The organism is Halochromatium glycolicum, assembly GCF_016584085.1.
GTDB classification, from domain to species: domain Bacteria; phylum Pseudomonadota; class Gammaproteobacteria; order Chromatiales; family Chromatiaceae; genus Lamprobacter; species Lamprobacter glycolicus.
This window is the reverse complement of the sequence record NZ_NRSJ01000016.1, coordinates 1-24513: the sequence shown is the minus strand read 5'-3', so window position 1 is coordinate 24513 and position 24513 is coordinate 1. Positions and strand designations below refer to the sequence as shown.

Below are 24513 nucleotides of genomic sequence, written 5' to 3'. Positions count from 1 at the left end.
CGCGCTACTCGCCCCAGTTCCCATCCGGGTGAGCGTCCAGGTTCCCGTCCGGGTCCCCGTCCGTGAGCTCGGCGGCGAGCGCTGCGACGAGCGCATCGATCCGGGCGCGCGGCGGCATGTCCGGCTCAGGGCGCGCGCTCGCATGCTGCGCCAGCGAATCGAGCGCGCGTTCGATCCCCTGATCGGCGATCCGATGGGCCGCTGCGATACGCCGTTCCGCCCGACTCTGGATCGCCCGCGCCTCCTGTTCCGCCGCTGCAATCTGCTCGGCGGCCCGCTTGCGACAATCCTCCAACGCGCGCTGCGCCTCGGCCTCCGCCTTCAGCACCCGATTGAAGGCCGCATCGACACGCTCGGCGTCATCACTGGATTGTCGTTGCGTCATGTCCCGTTACCGCATTTCCCCTCTTACCCAATGAAGTGTAGACCACCAGTAAAACGATCAGGGATCACGGTCGGGATGTGTCGAGTCGCCGCCGTTCAGCCGCTTCAGCACCTGATACAGGGCGGCCGAATCGAGCTCGCCATCGCCCTGGCCGACCAGCGCGTTCAGCCCCTGCTGCACCTGCGCCGCTCCCGGCAGCGCCAGGCCGAGCTCGTTGGCCGCCTCGAGCACGATGCGCAGGTCCTTCTGATGCAGCCTGGCCTTGAAGCCGGGGGCGAAATCGCCGTCCAGCATCCGTTTTCCATGGACCTCGAGGATGCGGCTGTTGGCAAAACCGCCGAGCAGCGCCTCACGCACCTTGGCCCCGTCCACCCCCGAGGCCTCGGCCAAGAGCAACGCCTCGGCGACCCCGGCGATGGTGTGGCCGACGAGCACCTGATTGCAGGCCTTGCAGACCTGGCCGGCGCCCTGGTCGCCGACATGGACGATGTGGCGGCCCATCCGCTCGAACAGCGGCTGCACCCGCGCGAAGGTCGAAGCCGGACCGCCGACCATGATCGACAGGGTGCCGTCGATCGCGCCCTGCTCGCCGCCCGAGACCGGCGCATCGAGCATCTCGATCCCGGCGGAGGCGAGGCGCTCGGCGATGCGCCTTGCGGCCGACGGCGCGATCGTGCTCATGTCGACCACGACACTGCCCGGCTGGGCACCGGCGATGACCGGCTCCATCCCCGAGTCCCCAGTGCCGAGGAGCACCTGCTCGACGTCCTCGGTATCCGCGACCATCGTGAAGCAGACCTCGCTGCGGGCGGCCACCGCGGCCGGCGAGGCGCAGACCTCGGCCCCGGCCTCGGTCAATGCCGCCGTCGCCTCCGGACGCCGCGCCCAGACCGCCAACGCATGACCGGCCCGCCGCAGATTGAGTGCCATCGGCCGCCCCATGATACCGAGACCAATGAAACCGACGGATAGCGTCATCAAAACTCCTTAGGGGTTGTCCGCGAAGAAACTGAATCAGGCATCGCTCGCGAGCGAGCAAAACGACCCGACCGGCTGGCAAATCGTGTTCAAGTTATTGACAGACAAGCGCCTACGCCGTCTGCTGAGACGCAACTCGCGGGCCTTGGGCGTGCTGAGGCAATCGCCTCACTCGGCGTCGGCGTTACTGCCGCCGCGCGTATTGAACGACACCTTCCAATCGCTGGTCTCCCCGACCGCCTTGCCCTGGGTCGGGATCGCGGTCAGCTCCAAGGTGCCGACCTCCGACACCGCCGCCTGCAGGCGCACCGGGACGACCTCGCTACGCTTGAGCTTGTCCGCCGGCAGGCTGGTCTGGATCTCTTCGAGCTCCTCGAGCTCGTCCTCGGACCATTCCTCGAGCAGATCGCCGACCTGATCCTCGCGCCGAACGCTGGAGCCGAAGAAACGGAAGCGTACCGGCTCGCCGACCACGAGCCCGAACTCCTGCGGCGGCATCACCGGCTCGCTGCCCTCCTCGAGCCCGAATGGAACGACGCAGAGGGCATGCAGCTCCGGCTCCATGCCCGGGATCGCGGGCATGCTGCGCTCGATGCCGACATAGTAGGAGTGCGAGGTGCCGCCGCGGATGCGCACACCGCCGTGATTGCGGGCATACGAATAGAACGCCGCACCCCGCGCGACGGCCAGGTCCATGTCATGTGCCTCAAGCAACCGCGCCGCCGGCGCGTCCTCGGCCGCGAGCCATTGGTTCAGCACGTGCAGCACCCGGTCGCGCAGCACCTCGGCATTGAAGACGCCGCCGTTGAACAGCACCGCGGTCGGGTGCAGGAAGCTCGCCCAGTGCGCATGCTCGACAAAGCCCTCGAGATCCTCGGTCGCACCAGCCTGCTTGCCGAGGAAGGCCGCCAGATGGCGGGTCACGGCTGGGTCCTGCGCGAAGGGCAGCCCCACCTTGGTCAGGGCGCCGCGGGCGCGCTGGGCCGGGCGCTCGTCGACCGAGACCTCGGGGAAGAAGCCCTCGATAAGGGTATCGGTCACCTCATCGCGGGTGAGCTCGGTGCGGATCGAGCCACCGATCAGCTTGGCGCCGCGGCTCGGGACCACGATCGGATAGGCCTCGCGCTCGGCATCGGCCAGAAGCGCCTCCTTGGCCTGGCGGCAGCCGTGGGTGAGCGCCTGCAGCTGCCAGCGGTCGAGCTCGACACCGTTCTTCTTGAGCTTCTGCTTGACGACATGGGCCAGGGTCAGGTCCATGTTGTCGCCGCCGAGCAGGATGTGCTCGCCGACCGCAACCCGAGTCAGCTCCAGCGCGCCGTCCTGCTCGGTCACCGCGATCAGCGAGAAGTCACTGGTGCCGCCGCCGACATCGACCACCAGGATGATGTCGCCCACCTTCACATCATGGCGCCAGCGTCCGACGCTGTCGTTGACCCAACTGTAGAGCGCCGCCTGCGGCTCCTCCAGAAGCACCAGGTTGTCGATGCCGACCGCCTTCGCGGCCTCGGCCGTCAGTTCGCGCGCGGCCGGATCGAATGAGGCCGGCACCGTGACGGTGACATCCTGCCCGTCGAGCGGATCATAGGGATGGGCACCGTTCCAGGCCTCGCGCAGGTGACTCAGATAGAGCACACTGGCCTCGAATGGCGAGAGCTGCTGGACGTCGCTCGGCACCTCGGGCGGAAGGATCGCGGCCTTGCGATCCACATCCGGATGGCAGAGCCAGCTCTTGGCGCTGGCGACCAGGCGGATCGGCGTGGTCACGCCCTGACGCCGCGCATGTTCGCCGATGACCCGGTTCGGATCACCGCCCCAAGGCAGGGTTAGATCGCCCGGTGTGTGCTCATCCGGGTGCGGCAGGTAGATGAACGACGGCAGCAGCGGCCGCTCCTCGACCGAGCCTGCGGCGGTCAGCTGCGGGATCGCCAGGATGCGTTGGTCGACCTCCTCGCCTTCGCATTTTGCGATCTCGACATAGGACAAGGCCGAATGGGTGGTCCCCAGATCGATCCCGATGGCATAACGCGCAGCGCTCACAGCTCTACCTCCGCTGGTGCGAGAATCCGAACGTCGCGACTGCTCGCGACCTGGGGCAGGCGGACGTCCAGCGCACGCCAGCCCCGATGCACGAGCGATCCGGTGAACGGAGGCTCGCCGATGACATGACCGGTTGGGCGCTCGGCCGAGGGATCGAAGCCCTTCTGCAGCGTCACCTGACTCCCCTCCGCCTCATCACGCACCGGCGCAATGCTGAGATGATCATCGAGGACACGGCGGCAGCCGTCGTGCACGACCCGCGCCGCAGCGCCGACCTCATGGTCCGAATACCCTGAGACCTCTTCCTGAAGGAAGTCTAGGAAGCGGCCCTCCTTCTGCAGCAACGACAGCAGCACCAACGCCGAATCCGGCCCCGATTCCTGCAGCACCGCCTGCGGTGGCCGAGGGGCCTCCACCGCCCGTTGCCGCGACGCCTTATTGGTCAGGGTCGATGCGCCGTCGATATAGAGGTCCGTTAGGCGCTGCGCGTACTCAGGGCTCACCATCGCCCAAAAGAAGCTGTACGACGCGATCGGCAGCCTCTTCAGTACGATCCAGGTCTCGCGCGCAGCGATCCCCAGCCAGTGGCGCGCGAGTTTCAAGCCTCGGATGGAAAGGCGCTTGGCCTCCTGCATCAGGGGCTGCAATCGTTGCATCAGGGGCTGCAATCGCTCAAACAGCGACGGCTTCTCATCGGTCATCTGAACGGTCCTCTCCTCAGGCAATAGGGCATGGTGCTGCCACAGCCTTCCATGTTACCGCGTCCGGTTGATTCGCATCATCCGCGACACGCCGATCTGCCACCCCAGGCTGGCATAATCGGTTCGCTATCCATCCCGGTGTCGTTTTGGGCTCCCTTGAACAGAACCGATGATTGCTCCCAGAGAAGATCATGTCCCGATGATCGTGAGCCCCGAGGAGCGCAGCGAGATGATCGCAGTCGCTGCCTACTTCCTCGCCGAGCAGCGCGGCTTCACGCCAGATGGTGCCACCGACGACTGGCTCACCGCCGAAAGGCAGATCGACCGCCTGCTCGACGCGATCCGCCGGCAAGGGATCTCGCGCGCGCAGTTCGAGCGTGCCGGACTGCGCAACGCGCTGCGGCTCTGGAACGGGACATCGCAGCGGAGCGATCAAGGCTGAGCCCCCCGAACAGACGCCCCCTTCAACCGCGCCCGGCCGGGGCCGCGTCATCCGGCAGCGATACCCTAGCGCAACCGTCAAGTAACACTGCACCGACTTGGCAATTGTCATTGCGATCCCGTAGTATCGGCGGCGTGAAAAACAACCGATAAGCGGAACGGGTCTGGACTCAGGCCCGTCCCGAGGGGAACGAGCACAGCTGGGTCGACACGAGTCGCGGCCGATGCTCGGAACCCATGATTACCATAAGCCGAGAGGGTGCCAATGCCGACCCCGAATGGGCAAGGCGCGGCGAGAACCCCAAAGCGCGGTCGCCGCTTGGGAGTCGTGCTCGTCAGCGTCATCTTTATCGCAGGAATCCTGTTCGCCGGGCTCTTTTCCACGGGCCTCGCTTACACCAATGAGATGGATTTCTGCGTCTCCTGCCACTCGCTTCAGATCCCGTATGAAGAGTACAAGGAGAGCCTGCACTACAAGAACCAGTCCGGCGTCCAGGCCACCTGCGCGGACTGTCATGTACCCAAACCCTTCATCCCAAAGATGATCGCCAAGGTCGTCGCGATGAAGGACGTCTACCACGAGATCGCCGGCACGATCGACACGCCCGAGAAGTTCGAAGCGCACCGCTGGGACATGGCCTCACGGGTCTGGGCGCGGATGGAGCGCAACGATTCAAGGGAATGTCGCAGCTGCCATGAATTCTCGAACATGGACCTCTCCGAGCAAGGCCGCTCCGCGCGCAGCCGTCACGCCAGTGCCGAGGAGCGGGGCAAGACCTGCATCGACTGCCACAAGGGTCTCGTTCACTATGAGCCCTATGAGCCGGACGATGAGTGAGTCCAAGTCCTCGGTCTCGACGGATCGCCACCAGGTACCGCGTCCCCTGGCATCCATCCAGCCTGACGCGGATCGACAGCGGAGGACGACCGAGATGGTGACCATCCCGAAGATTCGCCGGGCCTTGTTCGCTGCGATGATGACGACCGCTGCAGCGGTGATGGCCGGCGACGCCGAGCTCGACCGCGAGATGCGACTCGCTGCGATGATTGGTGACACCGAGACCGTCGACGCGCTGCTCGACCAAGGCGCAAACATCAACTCGGCCAGTGAATTCGGCAAGACGGCGCTGATGACGGCAGTGGAAGGCGGCAATCTCGACACGGTTTCAGCGCTGCTCGCACGCGGGGCCGATGTCAATGCCCGCACCGTTGCCGGCTGCACAGCGCTGACCTTCGCCGCTGAGAATGGCCACTACGGCATTACTGCGATGCTCATCGAGCGCGGCGCGCACGTCCATGACCGCACCCGCGCCGGCTGGGATGCCCTGATGATCAGTGCCCGCTATGGCCTGACCGAGATCGTCGAGCAGCTCCTCTACCGTGGTGCCGACCCCAAGGCGGCTGACAAGCATGGACGCACGGCGCTGATGCAGGCTGCAGCGAAGGGGCACGCCGAGGTGGTCGAACTGCTGGCAAAGCACGGCGCTGACATCGATGGCCGCGATGAGGAAGGCGCGACAGCGCTGATCATTGCCGCCGACCAGGGCCAGAAGCAGGTCGTTGAGACCCTGCTCGCACTCGGCGCAAAGGTCGATGCACGGGATGAGCTCGGCGACACAGCGCTGATGTGGGCCGCAAGCCAGGGTCATGTCGAGATCGTCAACGCGCTCCTCGAGCACGGCGCGGACCCGACACTGCAGGACAATGAGGGCCTCTCGGCCGCCGACCTAGCACGCCGCAGCGGCAATCTGGAGGCCATTGAATCCATGGGGCCGCCGTAGCCTCCGGCGCGCCCCGACTGGATGCCCGGGACCCGAGGACTAAGGGCCGAGTCCCGGCATATCGGGACGGAGATCGACTCCAAACCCCACCTTGCACATTTCCCAAAGGAGGAAGCATGGCCAAGCATCGTCTAATCACGGCACTTGCAGGCGGGGCGCTCGCCCTCGGCCTGTCGCACGGCGTCAGTGCCGAAGACCTAACCGATATCGCGACCGGCAAGATGCTCGTCGACACTTGCGCAGGCTGCCACGGCACCCATGGCAACAGCGTCGGGCCAGCCTCGCCCAGCATCGCCGGCATGGACCCGCTGGTCTTCGTCGACATGATGATCGCCTTTCAGGAGGGGGATACCTATTCGACGATCATGGGGCGGATCGCCCGCGGGTATAGCGAGGACGAGCTCATCCAGATGGGTGAATACCTGAAGGAGCAGGCGTTCCAGCCCGTTGACCAGTCCTACGATGAGTCGTTGGTCGCCGACGGCGAGGAGCTGCACGACCGCTTCTGCGAGAAGTGCCACGAAGAGGGCGGCAAGGCACTTGTCGATGTGGAGGACTACATCATCCTCGCCGGGCAATGGACCCCTTACCTCGAAAACGCGATGGCCGACTTCCGCGCCGACCGTCGAATGCTGCCGAAGAAGATGGGACGAAAGCTCGACCAGATGCTCGAGGAGCACGGCGAGGAATCGCTCGACGCCCTCTACGCCTATTACGCCAGCCAGCAAGACTACAAGCAGGAGTGATCGCCCATGAGTCTCAATCGCCGTGAATTCGTCAAAGCGACTGGCGCCATCGCTGCCGTCAGCGCGGTCGGCTTCCCGCACATTGCACGCGCCGAGTCCAAGAAGGTTGTCGTCGTTGGCGGCGGCACCGGCGGGGCCACCGCGGCCAAGTACATCAAGATGGCCGACGACAGCATCGATGTGACCCTCATCGAGCCGAATAAGGAGTATTACACCTGCTACATGAGCAATGAGGTGATCAGCGGCGCCCGGAAGCTCGAGGCGATCAAGCACGGATACGACGGCCTCAAGGCGCGCGGCATCAATATCGTGCACGACAAGGCGACCGCCATCGATGCCGAGAAGAACGAGGTCAAGACCGAAGGGGGTGAGACCTTCGCCTACGACCGCGCGATCGTCGCGCCCGGCATCTCGATCCTCTACGACAAGATCGAGGGCTACAGCGAGGAGACGGCCAAGACGATGCCGCACGCCTGGAAGGCCGGCGAGCAGACCAAGATCCTGCGCAGTCAGCTCGAGGCGATGGACGATGGCGGCGTGGTCGCGATCGCGGCACCGCCGAATCCGTTCCGCTGCCCGCCGGGGCCGTACGAGCGCGCCAGCCAGATCGCGATGTATCTGCAGAACGAGAAGCCGAAGTCGAAGGTAATCATCCTCGACAACAAGCAGAAGTTCTCCAAGCAGGGCCTGTTCACCCAGGGCTGGGAGCGACTCTACGGCTTCGGCACCGATGACAGCCTGATCGAATGGCGGCCCGGCCCGGATGCCGGCGTCAATCGGGTCGATCCGGAGACGATGACGCTCTACACCAACTTCGATGAGGTCAAGGCCGACGTCGCCAACGTGATCCCGCCGCAAGCGGCCGGCAAGATCGCCCAGGATGCCGGTCTGACCGACGACAGCGGCTGGTGCCCGGTCGATAAGAAGACCTTCGAGTCGACCCTGCACAAGGGTATCCATGTGATCGGCGATGCCTGTATCGCGACGGCGATGCCGAAGTCAGGTTACTCGGCCAACAGCCAGGGCAAGGTCGCCGCCGCCGCCGTGATCGCGCTGCTGAACGACGAGGAGCCAGGCATCCCCGCTTATGTGAACACCTGCTACTCGATCATCGGCAAGGACTACGGCATCTCGGTGGCTGCCGTCTATCGTCTGAGTGAAGACGGCTCGACCATCGCCGGCGTCGAAGGCTCTGGTGGACTGACTCCCGCCGATGCACCCGATTTCGCGCTCAAGCGTGAGGTCGAGTATGCCTACAGCTGGTACGACAATATCGTGCACGACATCTTCAGCTGACGACCGAGGTGCGCTCGCCGGCCTCAATGGCCGGCCAACGGACTGTTTGGACGGGGGGCTGCGGCCCCCCTTTTTTCGGCCCGCGGTCGAGCGAACGGCGCACCGACCGGATTGCGCCGCCGCGGCCGCACCCAAGTTGCTTTAATATAGAGCGCTGCCACTTCGCTGGCAGTCATCAAGACGCAGTCGAGACGAAGATCAAGGGCCGTGCGGTCACCGTTGCAACGCATGCAACCGCAAGGCATCCTGCCCGGCGCGGCTGCGCGATGGCATGGCCAAGCGCGCGATCGACTGCGTATTCTTACATGCTCTTGCAAACAGTTTATTGGGTATCTCAAAAATGAGCGCAGAACAGAGTTCCGGAAAGGCGGAGCCGCAAGCCTCTCGGCCGCTCTCTGGTGCGGCCGAGCAGGCTGGCGCCGCAAGCGCGAGCGGCAAGCACAAGAAGGCCAACATCGCCCGCCTCGGGCCGGTGGGGCTGATCGTCCTGGTCCTGGTCATCAGCGGCCTGGGCATGTTTTGGTCGGTCCAGCCCAAGCCATTCTCGGTCAAAGAAAACCTCGCCGAGATGATCGGCAGCGATGCGATCTCCGGTGACGCTGCGCCGGCGTCGAAGGTGCCGGGCACGGCGGTGGTCGCGACCCAGATCCGCGTCGCCAAAACCATGCTGCACAAGCCGGGCGGTTATCTGCGTAATGACATGCTCCCGCCGGGTGTGCTGATGGATAACATGCCGAACTGGGAGTTCGGCGTCCTCACCGAGCTGCGCGACTCGGTGCGCTCGCTGCGCAACGATTTCACCCGTTCGCAGTCGCAGTCGATCGAAAGTCCATTGTTGCAGCGCGCCGACTCCGACTTCAACTTCGACTCCGAGGCCTGGTTCCTGCCCTCGGCCGAGGAGATGTACGTGGACGGCGTCGATAACCTCGAGCAGTTCCTCGAGGCCCTGGTCTCGGGCAATGACAATAGCGCGAGCTTCTACGCTCGGGCCGACAACCTGCGCGCCTACCTCGAGGTGGTCGAGAAACGCCTGGGCAGCTATGGCCAGCGCCTTGCCGCCAGTGTCGGCGACCCCGAGCTGACCGCCGCGATCGAAGGCCAGCAGTCCAACGCCGCGGGCGAAGCCACGGAGGCCGAGGCGACGGCCGCCGAGGCGACGCCCTGGACCCAGATCGATGATGTCTTCTACGAGGCGCGCGGCTATGCCTGGGCGCTGCTGCACATGATGAAGGCGGTGCGGATCGACTTTGCCCAGGTCCTGCGGCAGAAGAACGCCGAGATCTCGATGGAGCAGATCCTGCGTGATCTCGAGCAAGCGGTCGTGCGTAAGTACAGCCCGATGGTGCTCAACGGCCATGGCTTCGGCGTGCTCGCGAACCACTCGCTGGTGCTCGCGTCCTATCTCGGGCGCACGAATGCCGCGATCATCGATCTGCGCGTGCTGCTGGAGCGCGGCTGAGCCAAAGCCGCTACCCGGATGATGTTCCAATGATCCGACCGCGATCACTACACCGGTTCATGGGCCCACTCGGACGTTTGGGCCTGTTCTCGGCGCTGTGGGCGGTGCTCGCCGGGGGCAGCCCAGCGAGCTGGATCATCGGGGCCCCGACCGTGCTGTCCGCGACCTGGGCCTCGTTGCGGCTGCATCCCGACACCGGTCGCGACGGGCGCGCCGGGATGCGGCTGCTCGGCCTGGTGCGTTTCACGCCCTTCTTCTTGCTCCAATCAATCCGCGGTGGTCTCGATGTGGCACTCCGCGTGCTGCGCCCGCGGGTGCGGATTCATCCGGGGTTCCAGTCCTATCGCCCGCGCCTCGGCGATCCCCTGGCCCGGGTCGTGTTCCTCGATACCATCAGTCTCTTGCCTGGCACCCTGAGCGCCGATCTGCGCGACGGCTTGATCCACATCCATGCGTTGGATGCGCGTGATGACCTCGAGCCCGGCCTCGCCCGCTTGGAGGCGGTCGTCGCGGCCCTATTCGGCGACTCACTGGAATCGGGCCCAAGATGACCCCATCCACTGCGTTCCTGGCGATAGCGCTGGTCCTGTTGATCACCATGGCTGCCGGCCTCGTGCGCGTCATCATCGGCCCCTCGCCGGCGGACCGAATGATGGCGGCTCAGCTGCTCGGTACCTCGGGCATCGCCGTCCTGCTGCTGCTCGCCGCGACGCTCGGCATCCCCGCCTTGATCGATGTCGGCCTGATCTTCGCTCTGCTCGCTGCGGTCTCGGTCGCGGCCTTTACTCGACGCCGAATCGGTCAAGATCGAAGCTGAACTGGGGCTTTCGCGATGGACCAGCCAACCTTCGGGCTCATCCTGAACCTGATCTCGACGCTGCTCGCCTGCGGCGGCGCCCTGTTCTTCATCGCCGGCACCGTCGGGCTGCTGCGGCTCCCGGATCTGTATTCGCGTCTGCATGCGCTCACCAAGGCCGACAACCTCGGGCTCGGCTTGATCATGCTCGCCGTGCTTCCACAGGCACCAGACCTGTTCTTCGCCCTCAAGATGCTCTTGCTCTGGGTGCTGGTCATGATCGCCGGCGCGACCGGCGCCCACCTGATCGCCAAACGGGCCGTGCGCGGCGACGGCGAAGACATCCTGTAGCCGGGAGCCGTCTGCATGCCAACGCTGCTGTTGCTGTTCGACCTGGTGCTGCTGGCCACCCTGATCGTGCTCGCACTCGCCACCGTGCTCAGCCCCGAGCCGCGGCGCGCGGTGATGCTGTTCATCGCCTTTGGGCTCTGGCTGGCGCTGGTCTGGGCGCGCCTGCGAGCGCCTGATATCGCGCTGGCGGAGGCGGCCATCGGCGCCGGCATGGGTGGGGCGCTGATGCTGGCCGCGGCGCGGCGCGCCGCTCACCGCGACGAGGCCGCCGGGGGCGATGGAGACAAGCGCGCATGAAGCGTGATCTCGCGTTGCTGCTGGGCATCCTGCTGGCGCTGCTCGCCGCACTGCTGCTGTGGGCGTTGCATGCGACGCTGGCGCTCGAGCCCGGGCCGCGTCTAGCCGAGCTGGCCTCGGCGCGGCTCGAGGAGACGGGGGTGAGCAATCCAGTGACGGCGGTCCTGCTCAACTACCGCGCCTACGATACCTTGCTCGAGCTCGCGGTCCTGCTCGCAGCGCTGCTCGGGATCTGGTCCCTGGGCCCGGCACCGGCCGGCTATCAGCGTTCCGGGCCGGCACTCGCCGCGCTCGTGGACTGGATCGTGCCGCTCGCGATCCTGGCTGGCGGCTACCTGCTCTGGGTTGGAGGTCATGCACCGGGCGGCGCGTTCCAGGCCGGCGCTCTGCTCGGCGCGGCCGGTGTCATCCTGCGCCTGTCCGGCGAACCGTCGGCAGGACTTCCGGGCGAGCCTGCCCAACGCTGGCTGGTGGTCCTGGGCGCCGGGGTGTTCGCAGTGGTCGGCGGCGGCTTGCTGGCGAGCGGCTTCGGCTTTCTCACCTACCCGCCTGGGCAGGCGAAATGGCTGATCCTGTTGATCGAGAGCGCGGCGACAGTCGCGATCGGCGTGACCCTGACCGCCGCCTATGTCGGTGGCCGCCCGGGCAGCGGGACAGCCCATAACGGAACGGGCCAAAGCAGAACAGTCCAGCGATGAGCGCACAATTCCTGTATGGCGGCGCCGGCATCCTGCTGTTTGCGCTCGGGCTCTGGTCGCTGCTGGTGCACGAGGCGCTGCTGCGCAAGCTGATCGCGATCAACATCGCCGGCGGCGGCGTATTCCATGTCTTCATCGCCATCGCCTACCGCGGCGACACGGCGCCGCCGGACCCTGTGCCTCATGCACTGGTGCTCACCGGGATCGTCGTCGCAGTCAGCGCCACCGCGCTCGTGCTTGCGCTCCATCGGCGGCTCGAGCAGGCCGAGGAGTCAGCCGCTGATGCAGAGGGGCGCTCGGAGTCCGCGTCAGCGTCCTCCGCAGCGCCTCCACCTCGCACCCCAACCGAGCGCACCCCAACCGAGCGCACCCCAACCGAGCTCACCCCAGCCGATCTCACCCCAGCCGATCTCACCCCAGAGACGCTCCATCCAGAGACGCCCCATGGCTGATCTGCTGATCCTGCCGGTCCTGGTGCCGCTGCTCGGCGGCCTGCTGGCGACCGCGCTGCCGGTCCGGTCCGCGCTGGTAGGCACGCTTGCAGCGCTCGCCACCAGCCTCAGTGGCCTCGGTATCACCTTATTGGTCTGGCTGCATGGTGATCTGGGTACTGTGCTCGGCGGTTGGGGCGTGCCCTTGGGCATCGGCCTCAGCGCCGATGGCCTGTCGGCGGCGCTGCTGGCGATGGCCAGCCTGGTCGCGCTGGCGATCAGCATCTACGCTGGCAGCTACTTCGCGGGCAGCGCGCAGGCGCGCCATTTCTGGCCGCTGTGGCTGCTGCTCTGGAGCGCGCTCAACGGCGTCTTCCTCGCCGCCGATCTATTCAATCTCTATGTAATGCTCGAGCTGCTCGGCTTGAGTGCCGCCGCCCTCGGCGCGCTGACAGGCAAGCGCGAGGCGATCGCGGCGAATCTGCGCTATCTCCTGGTCGGGCTACTCGGTTCGCTGACCTATCTGCTCGGCGTCGCGCTGCTCTATACCGCTTACGGAACCCTGGATATCGGCCTGCTCGGCGAGCGCCTCGGCCCGACCCCGATCGCCGCGACTGCGCTGGCGTTGATGGTCAGCGGCCTGGCGCTGAAGACGGCGCTGTTCCCGCTGCATTTCTGGCTGCCGCCGGCACACGCGAACGCCCCGGCGCCGGTCAGCGCGGCCCTCTCGGCGTTGGTGGTGAAGGCGTCGTTTTATCTCATCCTGCGCCTGTGGACCGAGCTGTTCGCGCCGATCGCCGATATTGGTGCGGCCACCCTGCTCGGCCTGCTCGGAGCCGGCGCCGTGCTCTGGGGCTCCTGGCGCGCGCTGAGGGCGCAGCGTCTGAAGCTGCTCGCGGCCTACTCGACGGTCGCCCAGATCGGCTATCTGTTCCTGTTCTTTCCGTTGCTGGCGAGCCTGCCGCCGGGCACGGCGCGCGACGATCTGTTCGCGGCCTGCGTGCTGATGGCGCTGACGCATGGCTTTGCCAAGGCCGGTTTCTTCCTCGCCGCCGGGCTGGTGCAGCGGAAGGCCGGCCATGACCGGATCAGCGAGCTCGGCGGCGTCGCCCAGCGCATGCCGGCGACCACCTTCAGCATCGCGCTGGCCGGCTCGGCGCTGGTCGGCCTGCCGCCGAGCGGCAGCTTCATCGGCAAATGGGTGCTGATGCGCGGCGCGTTCGAGACCGGGCAATGGTGGTGGCTACCGGTGACCGTCCTTGGCACCTTGCTCGCCGCGGCCTATGTCTTTCGGGTGCTGAGCCGCGCCTTCGGCCTCGAACCGACGCCATTGCAGTTCGTTACCAACGCCCGCTCCGAGATCCCGGCCCTGCTGCTCGCGTTCGCCTCGGTCGCCCTGCTCGGCCTTGCGGCCGGCCCGGTCTGGGCCATTCTCGGCTTTGGAGCCGCACCGGCATGAGCCAGATGCTGTCCTGGACCGCGCTGCTTCCCGGCGCCATCGTGCTCAGCTCGATGCTGCCGGGCGCGTTCATCTTCCTGGTCAAGGAAGAGAGCCATCTGCTGCGCGGCGTGCTCAATATGTTTGGCGCCATCATCAAGCTGGTGCTCGTCGGTACGCTGATCTGGGGCGTCTTTCTCGGCGGCGTGTTCGAGAGCCGCCTGACCATCGCCCCAGGGCTCGACCTGGTGCTGCATGCCGACGCGCTGTCGGTGCTGTTCGTCACCCTCTCGTCGGTGCTCTGGCTGGTCACCACGGTCTATGCGATTGGCTATCTCGAGCACTCGCCGAACCGCAGCCGCTTCTTCGGGTTCTTCAGCCTCTGCGTCTCGGCGACCGTCGGCATCGCGCTCGCGGGCAACCTGCTCACCTTCGTGATCTTCTACGAGATCCTGACGCTGGCGACCTATCCGCTGGTCGCGCATCGCGGCACGCCGGAGGCGACGCGCGGCGCCAAGATCTATCTCGCCTACACCATGGGCGGCGGGGTGGCGCTGCTGGTCGGGGCGGTCTGGCTGCGCGCCCTGACCGGGCCGGTGGATTTCGTCGAAGGCGGGGTCCTGTCCGACATGGCGAGCACGCTGCATCCGCAGCTCATCGCCATCTTCCTGCTGCTGCTGCTCGGCTTGGGGGTGAAGGCGGCGCTGGTGCCGCTGCATGGCTGGCTGCCGCAATCGATGGTGGCGCCGGCACCGGTGAGCTCCTTGCTGCATGCGGTCGCCGTGGTCAAGGCCGGTGCCTTCGGCATCGTGCGCGTGGTCTATGATGTCTACGGCGTCGACTTCGCCGCCGAGCTCGGCCTGTTGATCATCCTCGGGGTCTGGGCCTCGCTCACCATCGTCTATGGCTCGGTGAAGGCCCTGACCCAGGATGGGCTCAAGGCCCGCCTTGCCTATTCGACCGTGAGCCAGGTCTCCTACATCGCGCTCGGCGCCTCGATCCTCGGGCCAGTGGCGACCATTGGCGGCATGGTGCACCTGGTGCATCAGGGCATCATGAAGATCACCCTGTTCTTCTGCGCCGGCAATTACGCCGAGACGCTCGGCGTGCACAAGGTCAGTCAGATGGATGGCGTCGGCCGTCGGATGCCCTGGACGACGCTCGCCTTCACCGTCGGCGCCCTTGGCATGATCGGCATCCCGCCGATCGCCGGCTTCGTCAGCAAATGGTACCTCGGCCTCGGCGCGGTCGAGGCGGGTCAGCATTGGGTCCTGCTGGTGCTCGCGGCGAGCACGTTGTTGAACGCTGGCTACTTCCTGCCGATCCTCTATAAGGCCTGGTTCCGGCCGCCGCCAGACGCCTGGCCGAACGAGCACCGCTTCGAATCGCGCTTCGAGACCCTGGGTGCGCTGCTCTGGCCGCCGGTGATCACCGCCGCGTTCTGCCTGATCGCCGGGCTGCTAGCGGCCGCGCCGTTCAGCCCACTCGAGTGGGCCACGCTGATCGCCAGACGCGAGTACGGTTTATGACCTTGATCCCTTGGCTTCTCGTCGCGGCCTGGGTGTGGCCGCTGCTACTGGCCTGGCCGGTGGCCGGTCAGGGCGGTAGCTGGCGGGCCAGCAGCGCCACCGATGGGGCCGTTACCGCTGCGGTCCCCAGCACGGCCCCCATCACGGTTCCCAGCAAGGCCCATTGGCGCGGCTTCCTGACGATCCTAGGCCCGCTGCCGGCGCTGCTCGCGGCGCTGCTGTTGCCGGTCGGCACGCGCCTCGAGCTGCCCTGGCTGTTCCTCGGCACGGCCTTGGAGCTCGACCCGGTCGGTCAGGTCTATCTGCTCTTCACCGCAATGCTATGGCTGATCGCGAGTGTCTACAGCGCCTTCAGTCTTCGCACTGCCGAGCACGCGGGACGCTTCGGTGCACTGTTCTTGCTGGCGATGGCCGGCAACCTCTGGCTGATTGTCGGTCAGGACCTGTTCAGCTTCTATGCCGGCTTCGCGATGATGGGCCTTGCCTCCTATGGGCTGGTGATCCACGACGCGACACCGTCGGCACTGCGCGCCGGCAAGGTCTATCTGGTGATGGCGCTGCTCGGCGAGGTGAGCCTGTTCGCGGCCCTGGTGATCATCGCCCAGCAGACCGGCTCGACCGAGCCGAGCCCCGAGGATCTGGCGCAGCTCACCGCATTGCCCATTGCGCTGGTCCTGCTCGGCCTCGGCGTCAAGGCTGGACTGGTCCCGTTACATCTTTGGCTGCCACTCGCCCATCCGGCCGCGCCGGTGCCGGCCAGTGCCGTGCTCAGCGGCACCATGATCAAGGTCGCGTTGCTGGGCTGGCTGCGCTTCCTGCCGGTCGGCACCCAGGCGCTGCCGGAATGGGGTGGTCTCTTGGCTGCCGGCGGGCTGCTCACGCTCTTCTATGCGCTGCCGGTCGGGCTCGTCCAGGCCGACCCCAAGGCCATTTTGGCCTACTCCAGTGTCAGCAAGATGGGCCTGCTGATGCTGGTCCTCGGCCTGGTCTTGATGGAGCCGGCGCTGGCGCCGGTCGGGGTCGCCGGCATCGCCCTCTATGCCGCCAGTCATGCGCTGGCCAAGGGTGGCCTGTTCCTCGGGGTGGGGCTGCGCAAGCAGGCGGCTTTGCGGCCGGCCCTGGTCCAACCGCTCGTACTCGGCGGCTTGCTCTTCCTCGCGTTGGCCCTGGTCGGCGCGCCGTTCACCAGCGGCGCGGTCGCCAAATATGCGCTGAAACCGGTCATCGAGGGCGCCGACTGGCCCTGGGTGGCGGCGGCCGTCACGGTCTCGACCGTCGGCACGACCCTGTTGATGGGCCGCCTCATCTGGGTCAGCGCCGGCACCCGCACGCATTCGGCGCCCGGCTATCTCTGGCCCGGGATCGCCTGGGCGCTGTTGATCGCGCTGGTCGCGCTGTTCCCGTTCGTGCTCGGCAAGGCGACGAGCTGGACCACCAACAGCGTCGCGGTGCCGCTCGGCGTCGTGCTGGCGACGCTGGTCGCGCTCGCGGCCTGGCGCAATCCTGATTGGCTCAAGCCGCTGATCGGTCTGATCCCCGCTGGGGACCTGATCGTACTGAGCCGACCGATTGGCGCGCTCGTGAAGGCGTTCGGCGGCTGGCTCTGGCGTCCGCTCGGACGGTCCGCGGCCCGGATCGCGCGCTTCGCGATCGACCGCTATGAGCGCGTCTGCAACGAGCCCCCTGGCGATGTCGAGCGGGGTCTCCGGGCTTGGTCGGTCGCCGGTGCGCTTTGGATCGGCATCCTGGCGCTGCTCGTGTTGGCGTTGTTGAGCGGGGAGCCGCTGGTGGACAATGGCGAGGCCTCGGATCAGGTTGGCATCCAGGCCGATTCCGGCAGGCAAGCCGAAGCCATCGCCAACGGGGAGCTGCCTCCCGATTAGCGCTTGCCCGCCCCGAACACTGTGCGCAACCGCGCCGCGCGCGGCCAGCTGTCCGCATGCGCTCGCGCACCGAGCGCAGGCCGGTTACAGCGTCTTCACATCGATCGAGTCGCTGTAGGTCTCGATCCCGAGCCGCTCGGCGACCTGTTGGGCGCGCGGGTCGACCATCGGCGAGATCACGAGGAGCCGCGTCGCTTTGCGGCCGTGCTTGCGCTCGTAGAACCGTGCCTTGCGCTCGAAACTGTACATCCCCGCCTTGTCGATCGACGACTTCAGCTCGCAGATCAGCAGCTGGCCATCGTAGATGATGATATCCAGCTCGACTTGATCGGGGCGACCGAAGACCTCTCCCTCGTCGTCATACTCATCCACATGGCGCACATTGACCCCGAAGTTCTCCTCCAAGATACCGGCAAGCGCATTGCGAAAGGTCGACTCGGCCTGCATCCCCCAGCGTGATCCCAGCGCACCAATGCCGCGATCATGCTTCTTGGCTTGCTCCATGATCTCTTGATGGAGCTGTTCAAAACGTTGGTCGGCCTTCTCCCAGCGACGATCGCTTTCGATCCGTAGCGTCTCCCACCTGCGGTTTTGCTCATCCCATTTGCGGTTTTGCTCTTCCCACTTGCGATTCTGCTCATCCCACTTACGATTCTGCTCTTGCCATTGGCGACCCTGCTCTTGCCATTGACGACTCTGCTCTTCCCACTTGCGCGACTGCTCCTCGCGGTCGCGGCGCAGCTCGTCGAGCAACCGGTCGAATCGGCTTTCGGTGCGCTGCCGATCCGCATAGGCATCATTGGTAACCGCCAGCACCCAGGCCCGCAGCTCGGGATCGGACCGCAACAGTGCCGGCAGGTCGCGCAAGATCGCCTGTTTTAGCTCTTCTTCTTTGGTCATGTGCAACCTCGTCTACACTGCGTCCAGTTTGGGATGTGCAATTTTGACCGCGCCTGCTGCGGAAAAATGACGTTTCTGTCTCTGGACGCGGTTTAGACAGGATTCCACACCGCCGACGGAAACAATCGTTACCTTACCTCCGCTGGAGCGCGTTCGGGTAAGACAGATTTGGCGCCACTGATTCAGACAGACTGTTCGACCGAAGACAGCGTTCCTTGAAGGTCCAGACAGACCCCATGACGCTGGGCCTAATCGACGTCCAAGCGCTGACGCAACGCCTCATACAGGCAGACCCCGGCAGCGACCGAGACATTGAGGCTCTCGACCTGGCCGCGCATCGGCAGTGCGGCGAGCAGATCGCAGCGCTCGCGCGTCAGGCGACGCAGACCACTGCCCTCATTACCGAGGACCAACGCGATCGGACCGCTGAGCTCGGTCTCGAACAGCGATGCCGAGGCCTCCTCGGCGAGACCGACGAGCCAGAGGCCCCGCGCCTGCAGGGCCGCCAAGGTCCGCGCCAGATTGGTGACCTGCACGAACGGCACCGAGCCCGCCGCGCCGCTGGCGACCTTGACCGCCACCGGGGTCAGCCCGACCGCCTTGTCCTTCGGGGCGATGACCGCCGCTGCGCCGGCCGCATCGGCACTGCGCAGGCAGGCGCCGAGATTGTGCGGATCGCTCACCCCGTCGAGCACCAGCACCAGCGGCGGTGATTGGGCGGCATCAAGGATGCCGTCGAGATCCCGCTCGCCGCGGGCCGCGGGCATCCGCACCCAGGCGAGCACGCCCTGGTGATTGGCCTGCTCAGCTGCCAAGTCCAGCGCCTCACGCTCGAGTTGCCGCACCGCCACCCCGGCCTCACGGGCCAGCGCCGCCAGCTCCGCGAGCCGCCGATCACGGCGCTGGCGATCCAGCCACAGCTCGGCGACACCGCCCGGGCCGAACTTCAACGCGCTGCGCACACTGTTGATGCCGGCGACGAGCGATGCATGCTTCGGCCGGCTCTCAGGCATCTGTTCGCGGCAGCCGCTGTGATAGCCCGGACGGGCCGCTCAATGGCTCGGACCCGGCGACCAACGGATGCCAGCAGCACCAGCGACCGCCCAGCATTGCGCAGGAGCAAGCGTACCGGCAAGCGCAGGGCCAACCATCGCCCACGCTCGCGGACGTATCGCGCGAAGGCCTCCCAATCGGCAGTACCTGGCCGCTGCTGGTGACTGCGCGCCGGATCACGCCGACGACGGCTTTTTGCGCCGCTTCGAGCGCGTGCGCCGTTTAGGCGGCGGCGCGGGCTGGGCGAGCACGAAGTCGATCTTGCGGTCCTCGAGATTCACCGCCGCGACCTTGACCCGCAAGCGATCCCCGAGCCGATACACCTGCCCGGTGCGCTCGCCGGTGAGCCGGTGCCCGACCGGGTCGAAGTGATAGTAGTCGTTGTCGAGCGCGGTGATGTGCACCAACCCGTCGACATAGACCCCGTCGAGCTCGACGAACAGGCCGAACCCCTGCACGCTGGTGATGGTGCCCTCGTACTCCTCGCCGAGCTTGTCGCGCATGAACTCACACTTGAGCCAGTGCTCGACATCGCGCGTCGCCTCGTCAGCGCGCCGCTCGGTGCCGGAGCAATGCTCGCCGATCTGCTGCAACTCCGGTTTCGAGTAGTCGAGATCGGCCGCAGTGCCGCCGGCCAGGATGTGCTTGATGATCCGATGCACGACCAGATCCGGGTAACGGCGGATCGGCGACGTGAAATGGGTGTAAGCGTCGTAGGCGAGCCCGAAGTGACCGACGTTGTCCGAGCTGTACATCGCCTGCTGCATCGAACGCAGCAGCACAGTCTGGATCAGGTGGAAATCTGGCCGCCCCCGCACCGCATCGAGCAGGGTGCCGTAGTCCTTTGCGGTCGGCTTGCTGCCGCCCGGCAGATTGAGCCCGAGCTCGGCCAGGAAATCGCGCAGATCGGAGAGCTTCTCCTCTTTGGGCGTCTCGTGGATACGATAGAGCGCCGGCATCTTCTTGCGCTGGAACAGACGCGCGGCGGCCACATTGGCCGCGAGCATGCACTCCTCAATGATCCGGTGGGCGTCGTTGCGAACGGTCGGCTCGATGCTCGCGATCCGGCCAGCCTCGTCGATGACGAATTGGGTCTCGACGGTGTCGAAATCGATCGCGCCGCGCGCCGCCCGGGCCTCGAGCAGCGCCTGGTACAGCGCGTAGAGCTCATGCAGGTGCGGCAGCAGCCCGGCATGCCGCTCGCTGAGCTCGGGGTCGCCGTCATCGAGCATCGCCGCGACCTGATCATAGGTCAGGCGCGCGTGCGAGCGCATCACCGCCTCGAAGAAGCGGGTGCGCGTCACCTTGCCGTCACGGCTGACATAGAGCTCGCAGGCCATGCACAGCCGGTCGACCTGCGGATTCAGCGAGCAGAGGCCGTTCGAGAGCACCTCAGGCAGCATCGGGATTACCCGATCCGGGAAGTAGACCGAGTTCCCGCGCTCGAAGCCTTCCTGGTCCAAGGCGCTGTCCGGCGTCACATAGGCCGAGACATCGGCGATGCAGACGAGCAGTTTCCAGCCCTTGGGCTTGCGCTCGCAGTAGACCGCATCATCGAAGTCACGCGCATCGGCGCCATCGATGGTCACCAGCGGCAGCGCGCGCAGATCGGTTCGGCCTTCCTTGGCGGCCTCCGGCACCGTTTCGCCGAAGGCACTGGTCGCCTGCTCGACCGCCTCCGGCCAGTGCACTGGCAGGTCATGCGCACGGATGGCGATGTCGGTCTCCATCCCGGCCGCCATGTGCTCGCCGAGCACCTCGGCCACGCGCCCGATCGGCTGCGTGCGCTTGGTCGGTTGATCGGTGATCTCGGCGACCACGATCTGGCCCTGCTCCGCCCCGCCGAGCCGATCGCTCGGGATGATCACATCATGGGTCAGGCGCTTGTTGTCCGGCACCACGAAGCCGACGCCGCTCTCCGAATAGAGCCGCCCGACCACGCTCTGGGTGCTGCGCTCGAGGATCTCGACCACGGCGCCCTCGAGCCGCCCGCGCCGATCCTTGCCGGTGACCCGCGCGACGATGCGATCGCCGTGGAACAAGGCGCGCATCTCCTTCGGATAGAGGTAGAGGTCATCGCCGCCATCATCCGGCTTCACGAAGCCGAAGCCGTCCGGATGGCCGATCACCCGGCCGGCGACGAGATCGCGCTTGTTGACCAGGCAGAAGGCATCGCGCCGGTTCCGCAGGAGCTGGCCGTCGCGCACCATCGCACCGAGCCGGCGCTCGAGCGCGACCTGGTCCTGCTCGTCGGCGAGACCGAGCAGCGCGGTGATCTCATCGAAGCGCGCTGGTGCGCCGTGCTCGGTCAGGGTGTCGAGGATGAACTCCCGACTCGGGATGGGATTCTCGTACTTCTTCGCCTCGCGCTCGCGATGCGGGTCAAGGTTCCGGGCGGATTGGGCCTTTTTTCGTCGTGCCACGCTGTACTCTGGTTACGTCCATCGAACTTGCTAGTCTACCGTTGACAAGGCCGTCCTGTCTCACTAAGCTTCACGGCTCGTCACGGTTGCGGCCGTCGACGGCCCACCCTGCCGAGGTGGCGGAATTGGTAGACGCGCATGGTTCAGGTCCATGTCTGGGAAACCAGGTGGAGGTTCAAGTCCTCTCCTCGGCACCATCTCTAAGAGTCTGACCAGACTCCGATTATAGCGGCTTACGCCAGCCCAAAGCAGCAGAATCTGGCCAGTGGTCCACAACAATGTCTGGCTCGCCGTATTTCGGCACGAGGCCTAGACCAGCGCAGCTCCCCTTGACTCGCGGAAGCTAAACGGTTCTTCTCGTTCACGCAATCATCAGTGGGGCGGCATCTGGAGTCGTCTCTGACACGAGCGCTGCCGAACCTGAGCCGTTCGTTCCGGATTCTTACGCCGACGCCTCGGACAGCATCGCCTGCCAGCAGAATAGCCCGGTACAACGCTGACCCCATCCTTTAGCGCGCCCAGCCGCGCAGCCGATAAACAAACAGCCCCAAGATCTCCTTAAACGCCCGGGAGCTGTCCGCCAGTGCCTGGGCATCAGGCAGATAGTCCAACGCGGTGCTCGCCTGCTCGACGACCTCATGGTCCGTCGCCGCCGGGACCACCTCGAGCCCAACCGCCCGAAACGCCGCCTCCGCCCGGCGCATATGGAGCGCGGAGGTCACCAGCAGGACACGCCTGACGCCCCGCTCGGCCATCAGCTGGGCCGTCTCAACGGCGTTGCCGCGCGTCGTCGCGCTTTGCGACTCGATCAACACGCGTTCCCTTGGCACGCCGAGATCCGTGACGAACGCAAGCATCGCTTGTGACTCCGGGCCGCCCTCGGCGTGCCAGGGCAACGCCCCGCCGCTCAATACCAAACGAGGCGCCTTCCCGGCTTGAAGCAAACGCACCCCGTGCCAGACCCGATCGGAAGCATCACCGAGGTCCGGAAACAGGCGAGGCGGAACAGCGGGCTCTACGCCGCCGCCCAGCACCACCACGGCGCCAGCCTCTGGGATCGCCTCCAGCGCCAACGGCGGATACTGGCCTTCCAACATGGCGCGTACGCCCTCGGAGAACGCCGGCATCGCCCAAAGCCAGAGCCACGCCAGCCCCGCCAATACTAGGCCGACGCTCACCAACGAGCGTCGCAGCAGCAGCACTAGCATTCCCATCAAAATCAACAAACCGCTGACGCTCAGCGGCATTGCCAGCTGGGTCATGATCTTCGAGATCAACATTGCCGAGTCTCGCATCGACTGGCCAGCTGCCGTGGCCGAACGAACCGACACACCGCTCTAATGCGCTGCAATCCGTGAAATCGTGCGGCCTTTTGGCCACCGATTCGCTAAGCCACTTGACATCTGTGACCCAGTTCCTTGGGTGCAGCGACAGAATTGCTATACCGTCAACGTGGTTTTCCTGAATCAGCGCGAGGCTAGATAACGATGCGGCTCATTAACCGACTGGGAGCACTAACGAATTGCGCAAACCCTCATCGGCGCAGGATTAGGATCGCGGTATCGTGCTCAGCGGCGCTGATGTTGGGCATCATGTCCGGAGCGGTCGCAGGGCCGATATGGTTGTCAGAGTATCAAGCAGCGAACCAAGAGGGCCAGATCCAATTTGACTTCGGCGGGCAGCTTTTTGCCGCCGGACGCGATCGCGTCAAGGTAGAGTTCAACAACGGCAAAATGGGCCGCACAGTGCGAGTCGATGCCGGTCTGTTTGGTGGCGAGGCGGAGGCCGTACCCGGTGATCCGTTCGACCCTGCCTCGCTGTACCGCAGCGAGGATGATGTGCTGCTCTACTGTGCCGACCTCTTCGAAAATCTAAAGAAAGAGCAGAACACCTACGGCGTCCTCCGTATCTCGGACGATACGTTGGTTCAGACGGCGACGAACGGTACAGATGTCATCCGCAACTTTGGTCAAGTGCTCGACTTTCTCGGGGCACTGAATTGGGTGCTCGGTACGGATCAATACACCTATGGTTTGGCCTATGGCGAGCAGAATTGGCTCAATCCGCAGGCTGGCTGGATGAGCGGTGCGATCCAAATCGGGATTTGGGAGAGCCTTTATGAAGTGGACGCGGCCGAGGACATGGACATCACAAGTGGCATTTTTCGTGTCTCTCCGTCCAGTGATAGTTGGAATGCACTGGATTCAAGGGGCGTTGAGCTCCTAGAACGCTCCTTCACCGCCATGTTAACCACCGAGCCGTTGAGCGACCGCGGTGTTCGCTGGTTTCAGCTCGACGGAGGCCAGGATCTCCTGGGTGATCCTGTTCAAGTCCCTGCCCCTACGACTGGCGTATTGATCGTGAGCGGCCTCCTTCTGCTCGTTAACGCCCGTCGCCGGCGTGGCTAGTCCCACGTTCCACCTTATTTTGCCGTCGTTCCGGCAGGATGCTGGAACCCAGTGCCAAAGCCGTTAGCTCGCCGCCGGCACAGAGTGGCACGACAAGCTGGAACGGTCTACTAGACTCAAATGCCACCAGCGCCGCCACCACTCGACGCCAGCCGCTGGTTGCAGAATCAGCAGGCGACAGAATGGCGGCAGTTTCCATCTAGGCTAAGGCGATTTCTGTCAAAGCTCATACCGCCTTGCTGGTCTTTTCGCTCGCCTTCTTCGTCGCGCCGCCGGTCACATAGCCCGGCTATGCTCCCGGCGACGCTCCTCGAAGACAAACGACAATCCTGCGCAATTCGGTACGAGCTTTTCCTTGCGCCAGGCAAAGCCTGGAAGAGGGGGATGATCGCGAAATGATTTGAGTGATCGGAAACCTCTTATTGTGACCCGCCGGGTGAAAGTCCCGAACCGGAAAGGACTGGCCATCCACCGGAACCGAG

General features: G+C 65.7%; 23 protein-coding genes, 1 tRNA gene and 1 pseudogene. 17 read left to right on the top strand and 8 right to left on the bottom strand.

Annotated features, from left to right (window positions below; all coding sequences use genetic code 11):
* Window positions 1-4: 4 nt before the first annotated feature.
* From CKO40_RS10345 to CKO40_RS10330, 4 genes are all read right to left on the bottom strand, one after another.
* Window positions 5-385 carry a hypothetical protein gene (locus CKO40_RS10345; protein ID WP_200346129.1) on the bottom strand — a complete coding sequence of 127 codons (381 nt, stop codon included), beginning with the start codon at window positions 383-385 and terminating at the stop codon, window positions 5-7.
* Window positions 386-442: 57 nt separating this feature from the next.
* A complete protein-coding gene (locus CKO40_RS10340) occupies window positions 443-1363 on the bottom strand; it encodes an NAD(P)-dependent oxidoreductase (RefSeq protein WP_200346128.1) in 921 nt (306 codons plus the stop codon).
* 168 nt (window positions 1364-1531) lie between these two features.
* On the bottom strand, window positions 1532-3400 hold the full coding sequence (locus CKO40_RS10335; RefSeq protein ID WP_200346127.1) for an Hsp70 family protein: 1869 nt from the start codon (window positions 3398-3400) through the stop codon (window positions 1532-1534).
* Window positions 3397-4101 (bottom strand): DUF2760 domain-containing protein, encoded by a 705-nt coding sequence (locus CKO40_RS10330; RefSeq protein WP_242476956.1) that lies wholly within the window; start codon window positions 4099-4101, stop codon window positions 3397-3399. Before CKO40_RS10330 ends, CKO40_RS10335 begins: the two co-directional genes overlap by 4 nt.
* Before the next feature lie 199 nt (window positions 4102-4300).
* Between CKO40_RS10330 and CKO40_RS10325 the strand changes: the two genes are divergently transcribed.
* The 15 genes and pseudogenes from CKO40_RS10325 to CKO40_RS10255 all read left to right on the top strand — a co-directional run bounded on the left by CKO40_RS10325 (window position 4301) and on the right by CKO40_RS10255 (window position 17247).
* Window positions 4301-4543, top strand: coding sequence for a DUF2934 domain-containing protein (locus CKO40_RS10325; protein WP_200346126.1), 243 nt, complete (start codon window positions 4301-4303; stop codon window positions 4541-4543).
* Window positions 4544-4807: 264 nt separating this feature from the next.
* Entirely contained in the window at window positions 4808-5380 is a 573-nt protein-coding gene (locus tag CKO40_RS10320) for a NapC/NirT family cytochrome c (RefSeq protein WP_200346125.1), read from the top strand.
* Window positions 5373-6323, top strand: coding sequence for an ankyrin repeat domain-containing protein (locus CKO40_RS10315; RefSeq protein WP_242476955.1), 951 nt, complete (start codon window positions 5373-5375; stop codon window positions 6321-6323). Before CKO40_RS10320 ends, CKO40_RS10315 begins: the two co-directional genes overlap by 8 nt.
* Before the next feature lie 116 nt (window positions 6324-6439).
* Window positions 6440-7069 carry a c-type cytochrome gene (locus tag CKO40_RS10310; RefSeq protein ID WP_200346124.1) on the top strand — a complete coding sequence of 210 codons (630 nt, stop codon included), beginning with the start codon at window positions 6440-6442 and terminating at the stop codon, window positions 7067-7069.
* Window positions 7070-7075: 6 nt separating this feature from the next.
* Entirely contained in the window at window positions 7076-8365 is a 1290-nt protein-coding gene (locus tag CKO40_RS10305) for an NAD(P)/FAD-dependent oxidoreductase (protein ID WP_200346123.1), read from the top strand.
* Between the two features lie 340 nt (window positions 8366-8705).
* On the top strand, window positions 8706-9824 hold the full coding sequence (locus tag CKO40_RS10300) for a DUF2333 family protein (protein WP_200346122.1): 1119 nt from the start codon (window positions 8706-8708) through the stop codon (window positions 9822-9824).
* A gap of 29 nt (window positions 9825-9853) precedes the next feature.
* On the top strand, window positions 9854-10375 hold the full coding sequence (locus CKO40_RS10295) for a Na+/H+ antiporter subunit E (RefSeq protein WP_242476954.1): 522 nt from the start codon (window positions 9854-9856) through the stop codon (window positions 10373-10375).
* The gene (locus CKO40_RS10290) at window positions 10372-10641 is read left to right on the top strand and encodes an MrpF/PhaF family protein (RefSeq protein WP_200346121.1); all 270 of its coding nucleotides are present in this window, start codon (window positions 10372-10374) and stop codon (window positions 10639-10641) included. The genes CKO40_RS10295 and CKO40_RS10290 overlap by 4 nt, the downstream gene beginning before the upstream one ends.
* A gap of 15 nt (window positions 10642-10656) precedes the next feature.
* Complete coding sequence (locus CKO40_RS10285) at window positions 10657-10971, top strand: cation:proton antiporter (RefSeq protein ID WP_200346120.1); 315 nt, start codon at window positions 10657-10659, stop codon at window positions 10969-10971.
* Between the two features lie 15 nt (window positions 10972-10986).
* Window positions 10987-11268, top strand: a complete 282-nt coding sequence (locus CKO40_RS10280) for a Na(+)/H(+) antiporter subunit B (protein ID WP_200346119.1) — start codon at window positions 10987-10989, stop codon at window positions 11266-11268.
* Window positions 11265-11966, top strand: a complete 702-nt coding sequence (locus CKO40_RS10275) for a Na(+)/H(+) antiporter subunit B (RefSeq protein WP_200346118.1) — start codon at window positions 11265-11267, stop codon at window positions 11964-11966. The genes CKO40_RS10280 and CKO40_RS10275 overlap by 4 nt, the downstream gene beginning before the upstream one ends.
* Window positions 11963-12211: pseudogene (locus CKO40_RS24305) on the top strand (NADH-quinone oxidoreductase subunit K); the annotation flags it as partial. The gene CKO40_RS10275 and the pseudogene CKO40_RS24305, both read left to right, overlap by 4 nt.
* Window positions 12212-12410: 199 nt before the next feature.
* Window positions 12411-13856, top strand: a complete 1446-nt coding sequence (locus tag CKO40_RS10265) for a complex I subunit 5 family protein (RefSeq protein WP_200346116.1) — start codon at window positions 12411-12413, stop codon at window positions 13854-13856.
* Window positions 13853-15364, top strand: coding sequence for a proton-conducting transporter transmembrane domain-containing protein (locus CKO40_RS10260; protein ID WP_242476953.1), 1512 nt, complete (start codon window positions 13853-13855; stop codon window positions 15362-15364). Before CKO40_RS10265 ends, CKO40_RS10260 begins: the two co-directional genes overlap by 4 nt.
* Window positions 15361-17247, top strand: coding sequence for a complex I subunit 5 family protein (locus CKO40_RS10255; protein ID WP_200346115.1), 1887 nt, complete (start codon window positions 15361-15363; stop codon window positions 17245-17247). Before CKO40_RS10260 ends, CKO40_RS10255 begins: the two co-directional genes overlap by 4 nt.
* 84 nt (window positions 17248-17331) lie before the next feature.
* Here the strand turns inward: CKO40_RS10255 and CKO40_RS10250 are convergent, their stop codons facing one another.
* The 3 genes from CKO40_RS10250 to rnr all read right to left on the bottom strand — a co-directional run bounded on the left by CKO40_RS10250 (window position 17332) and on the right by rnr (window position 21623).
* Complete coding sequence (locus tag CKO40_RS10250; RefSeq protein ID WP_200346114.1) at window positions 17332-18147, bottom strand: PD-(D/E)XK nuclease family protein; 816 nt, start codon at window positions 18145-18147, stop codon at window positions 17332-17334.
* A 248-nt stretch (window positions 18148-18395) separates the two neighbouring features.
* On the bottom strand, window positions 18396-19160 hold the full coding sequence (gene rlmB, locus CKO40_RS10245) for a 23S rRNA (guanosine(2251)-2'-O)-methyltransferase RlmB (RefSeq protein ID WP_200346113.1): 765 nt from the start codon (window positions 19158-19160) through the stop codon (window positions 18396-18398).
* A gap of 216 nt (window positions 19161-19376) precedes the next feature.
* The gene (gene rnr, locus CKO40_RS10240) at window positions 19377-21623 is read right to left on the bottom strand and encodes a ribonuclease R (protein ID WP_200346112.1); all 2247 of its coding nucleotides are present in this window, start codon (window positions 21621-21623) and stop codon (window positions 19377-19379) included.
* A 110-nt stretch (window positions 21624-21733) separates the two neighbouring features.
* Between rnr and CKO40_RS10235 the strand changes: the two genes are divergently transcribed.
* Window positions 21734-21820, top strand: a tRNA-Leu gene (locus CKO40_RS10235).
* Window positions 21821-22132: 312 nt separating this feature from the next.
* Here CKO40_RS10235 and CKO40_RS10230 read toward each other — a convergent pair.
* Window positions 22133-22903 carry a YdcF family protein gene (locus CKO40_RS10230; RefSeq protein WP_200346111.1) on the bottom strand — a complete coding sequence of 257 codons (771 nt, stop codon included), beginning with the start codon at window positions 22901-22903 and terminating at the stop codon, window positions 22133-22135.
* Between the two features lie 300 nt (window positions 22904-23203).
* Between CKO40_RS10230 and CKO40_RS10225 the strand changes: the two genes are divergently transcribed.
* Window positions 23204-24031, top strand: a complete 828-nt coding sequence (locus tag CKO40_RS10225; protein ID WP_200346110.1) for a hypothetical protein — start codon at window positions 23204-23206, stop codon at window positions 24029-24031.
* The last annotated feature ends 482 nt before the right edge of the window (window positions 24032-24513 follow it).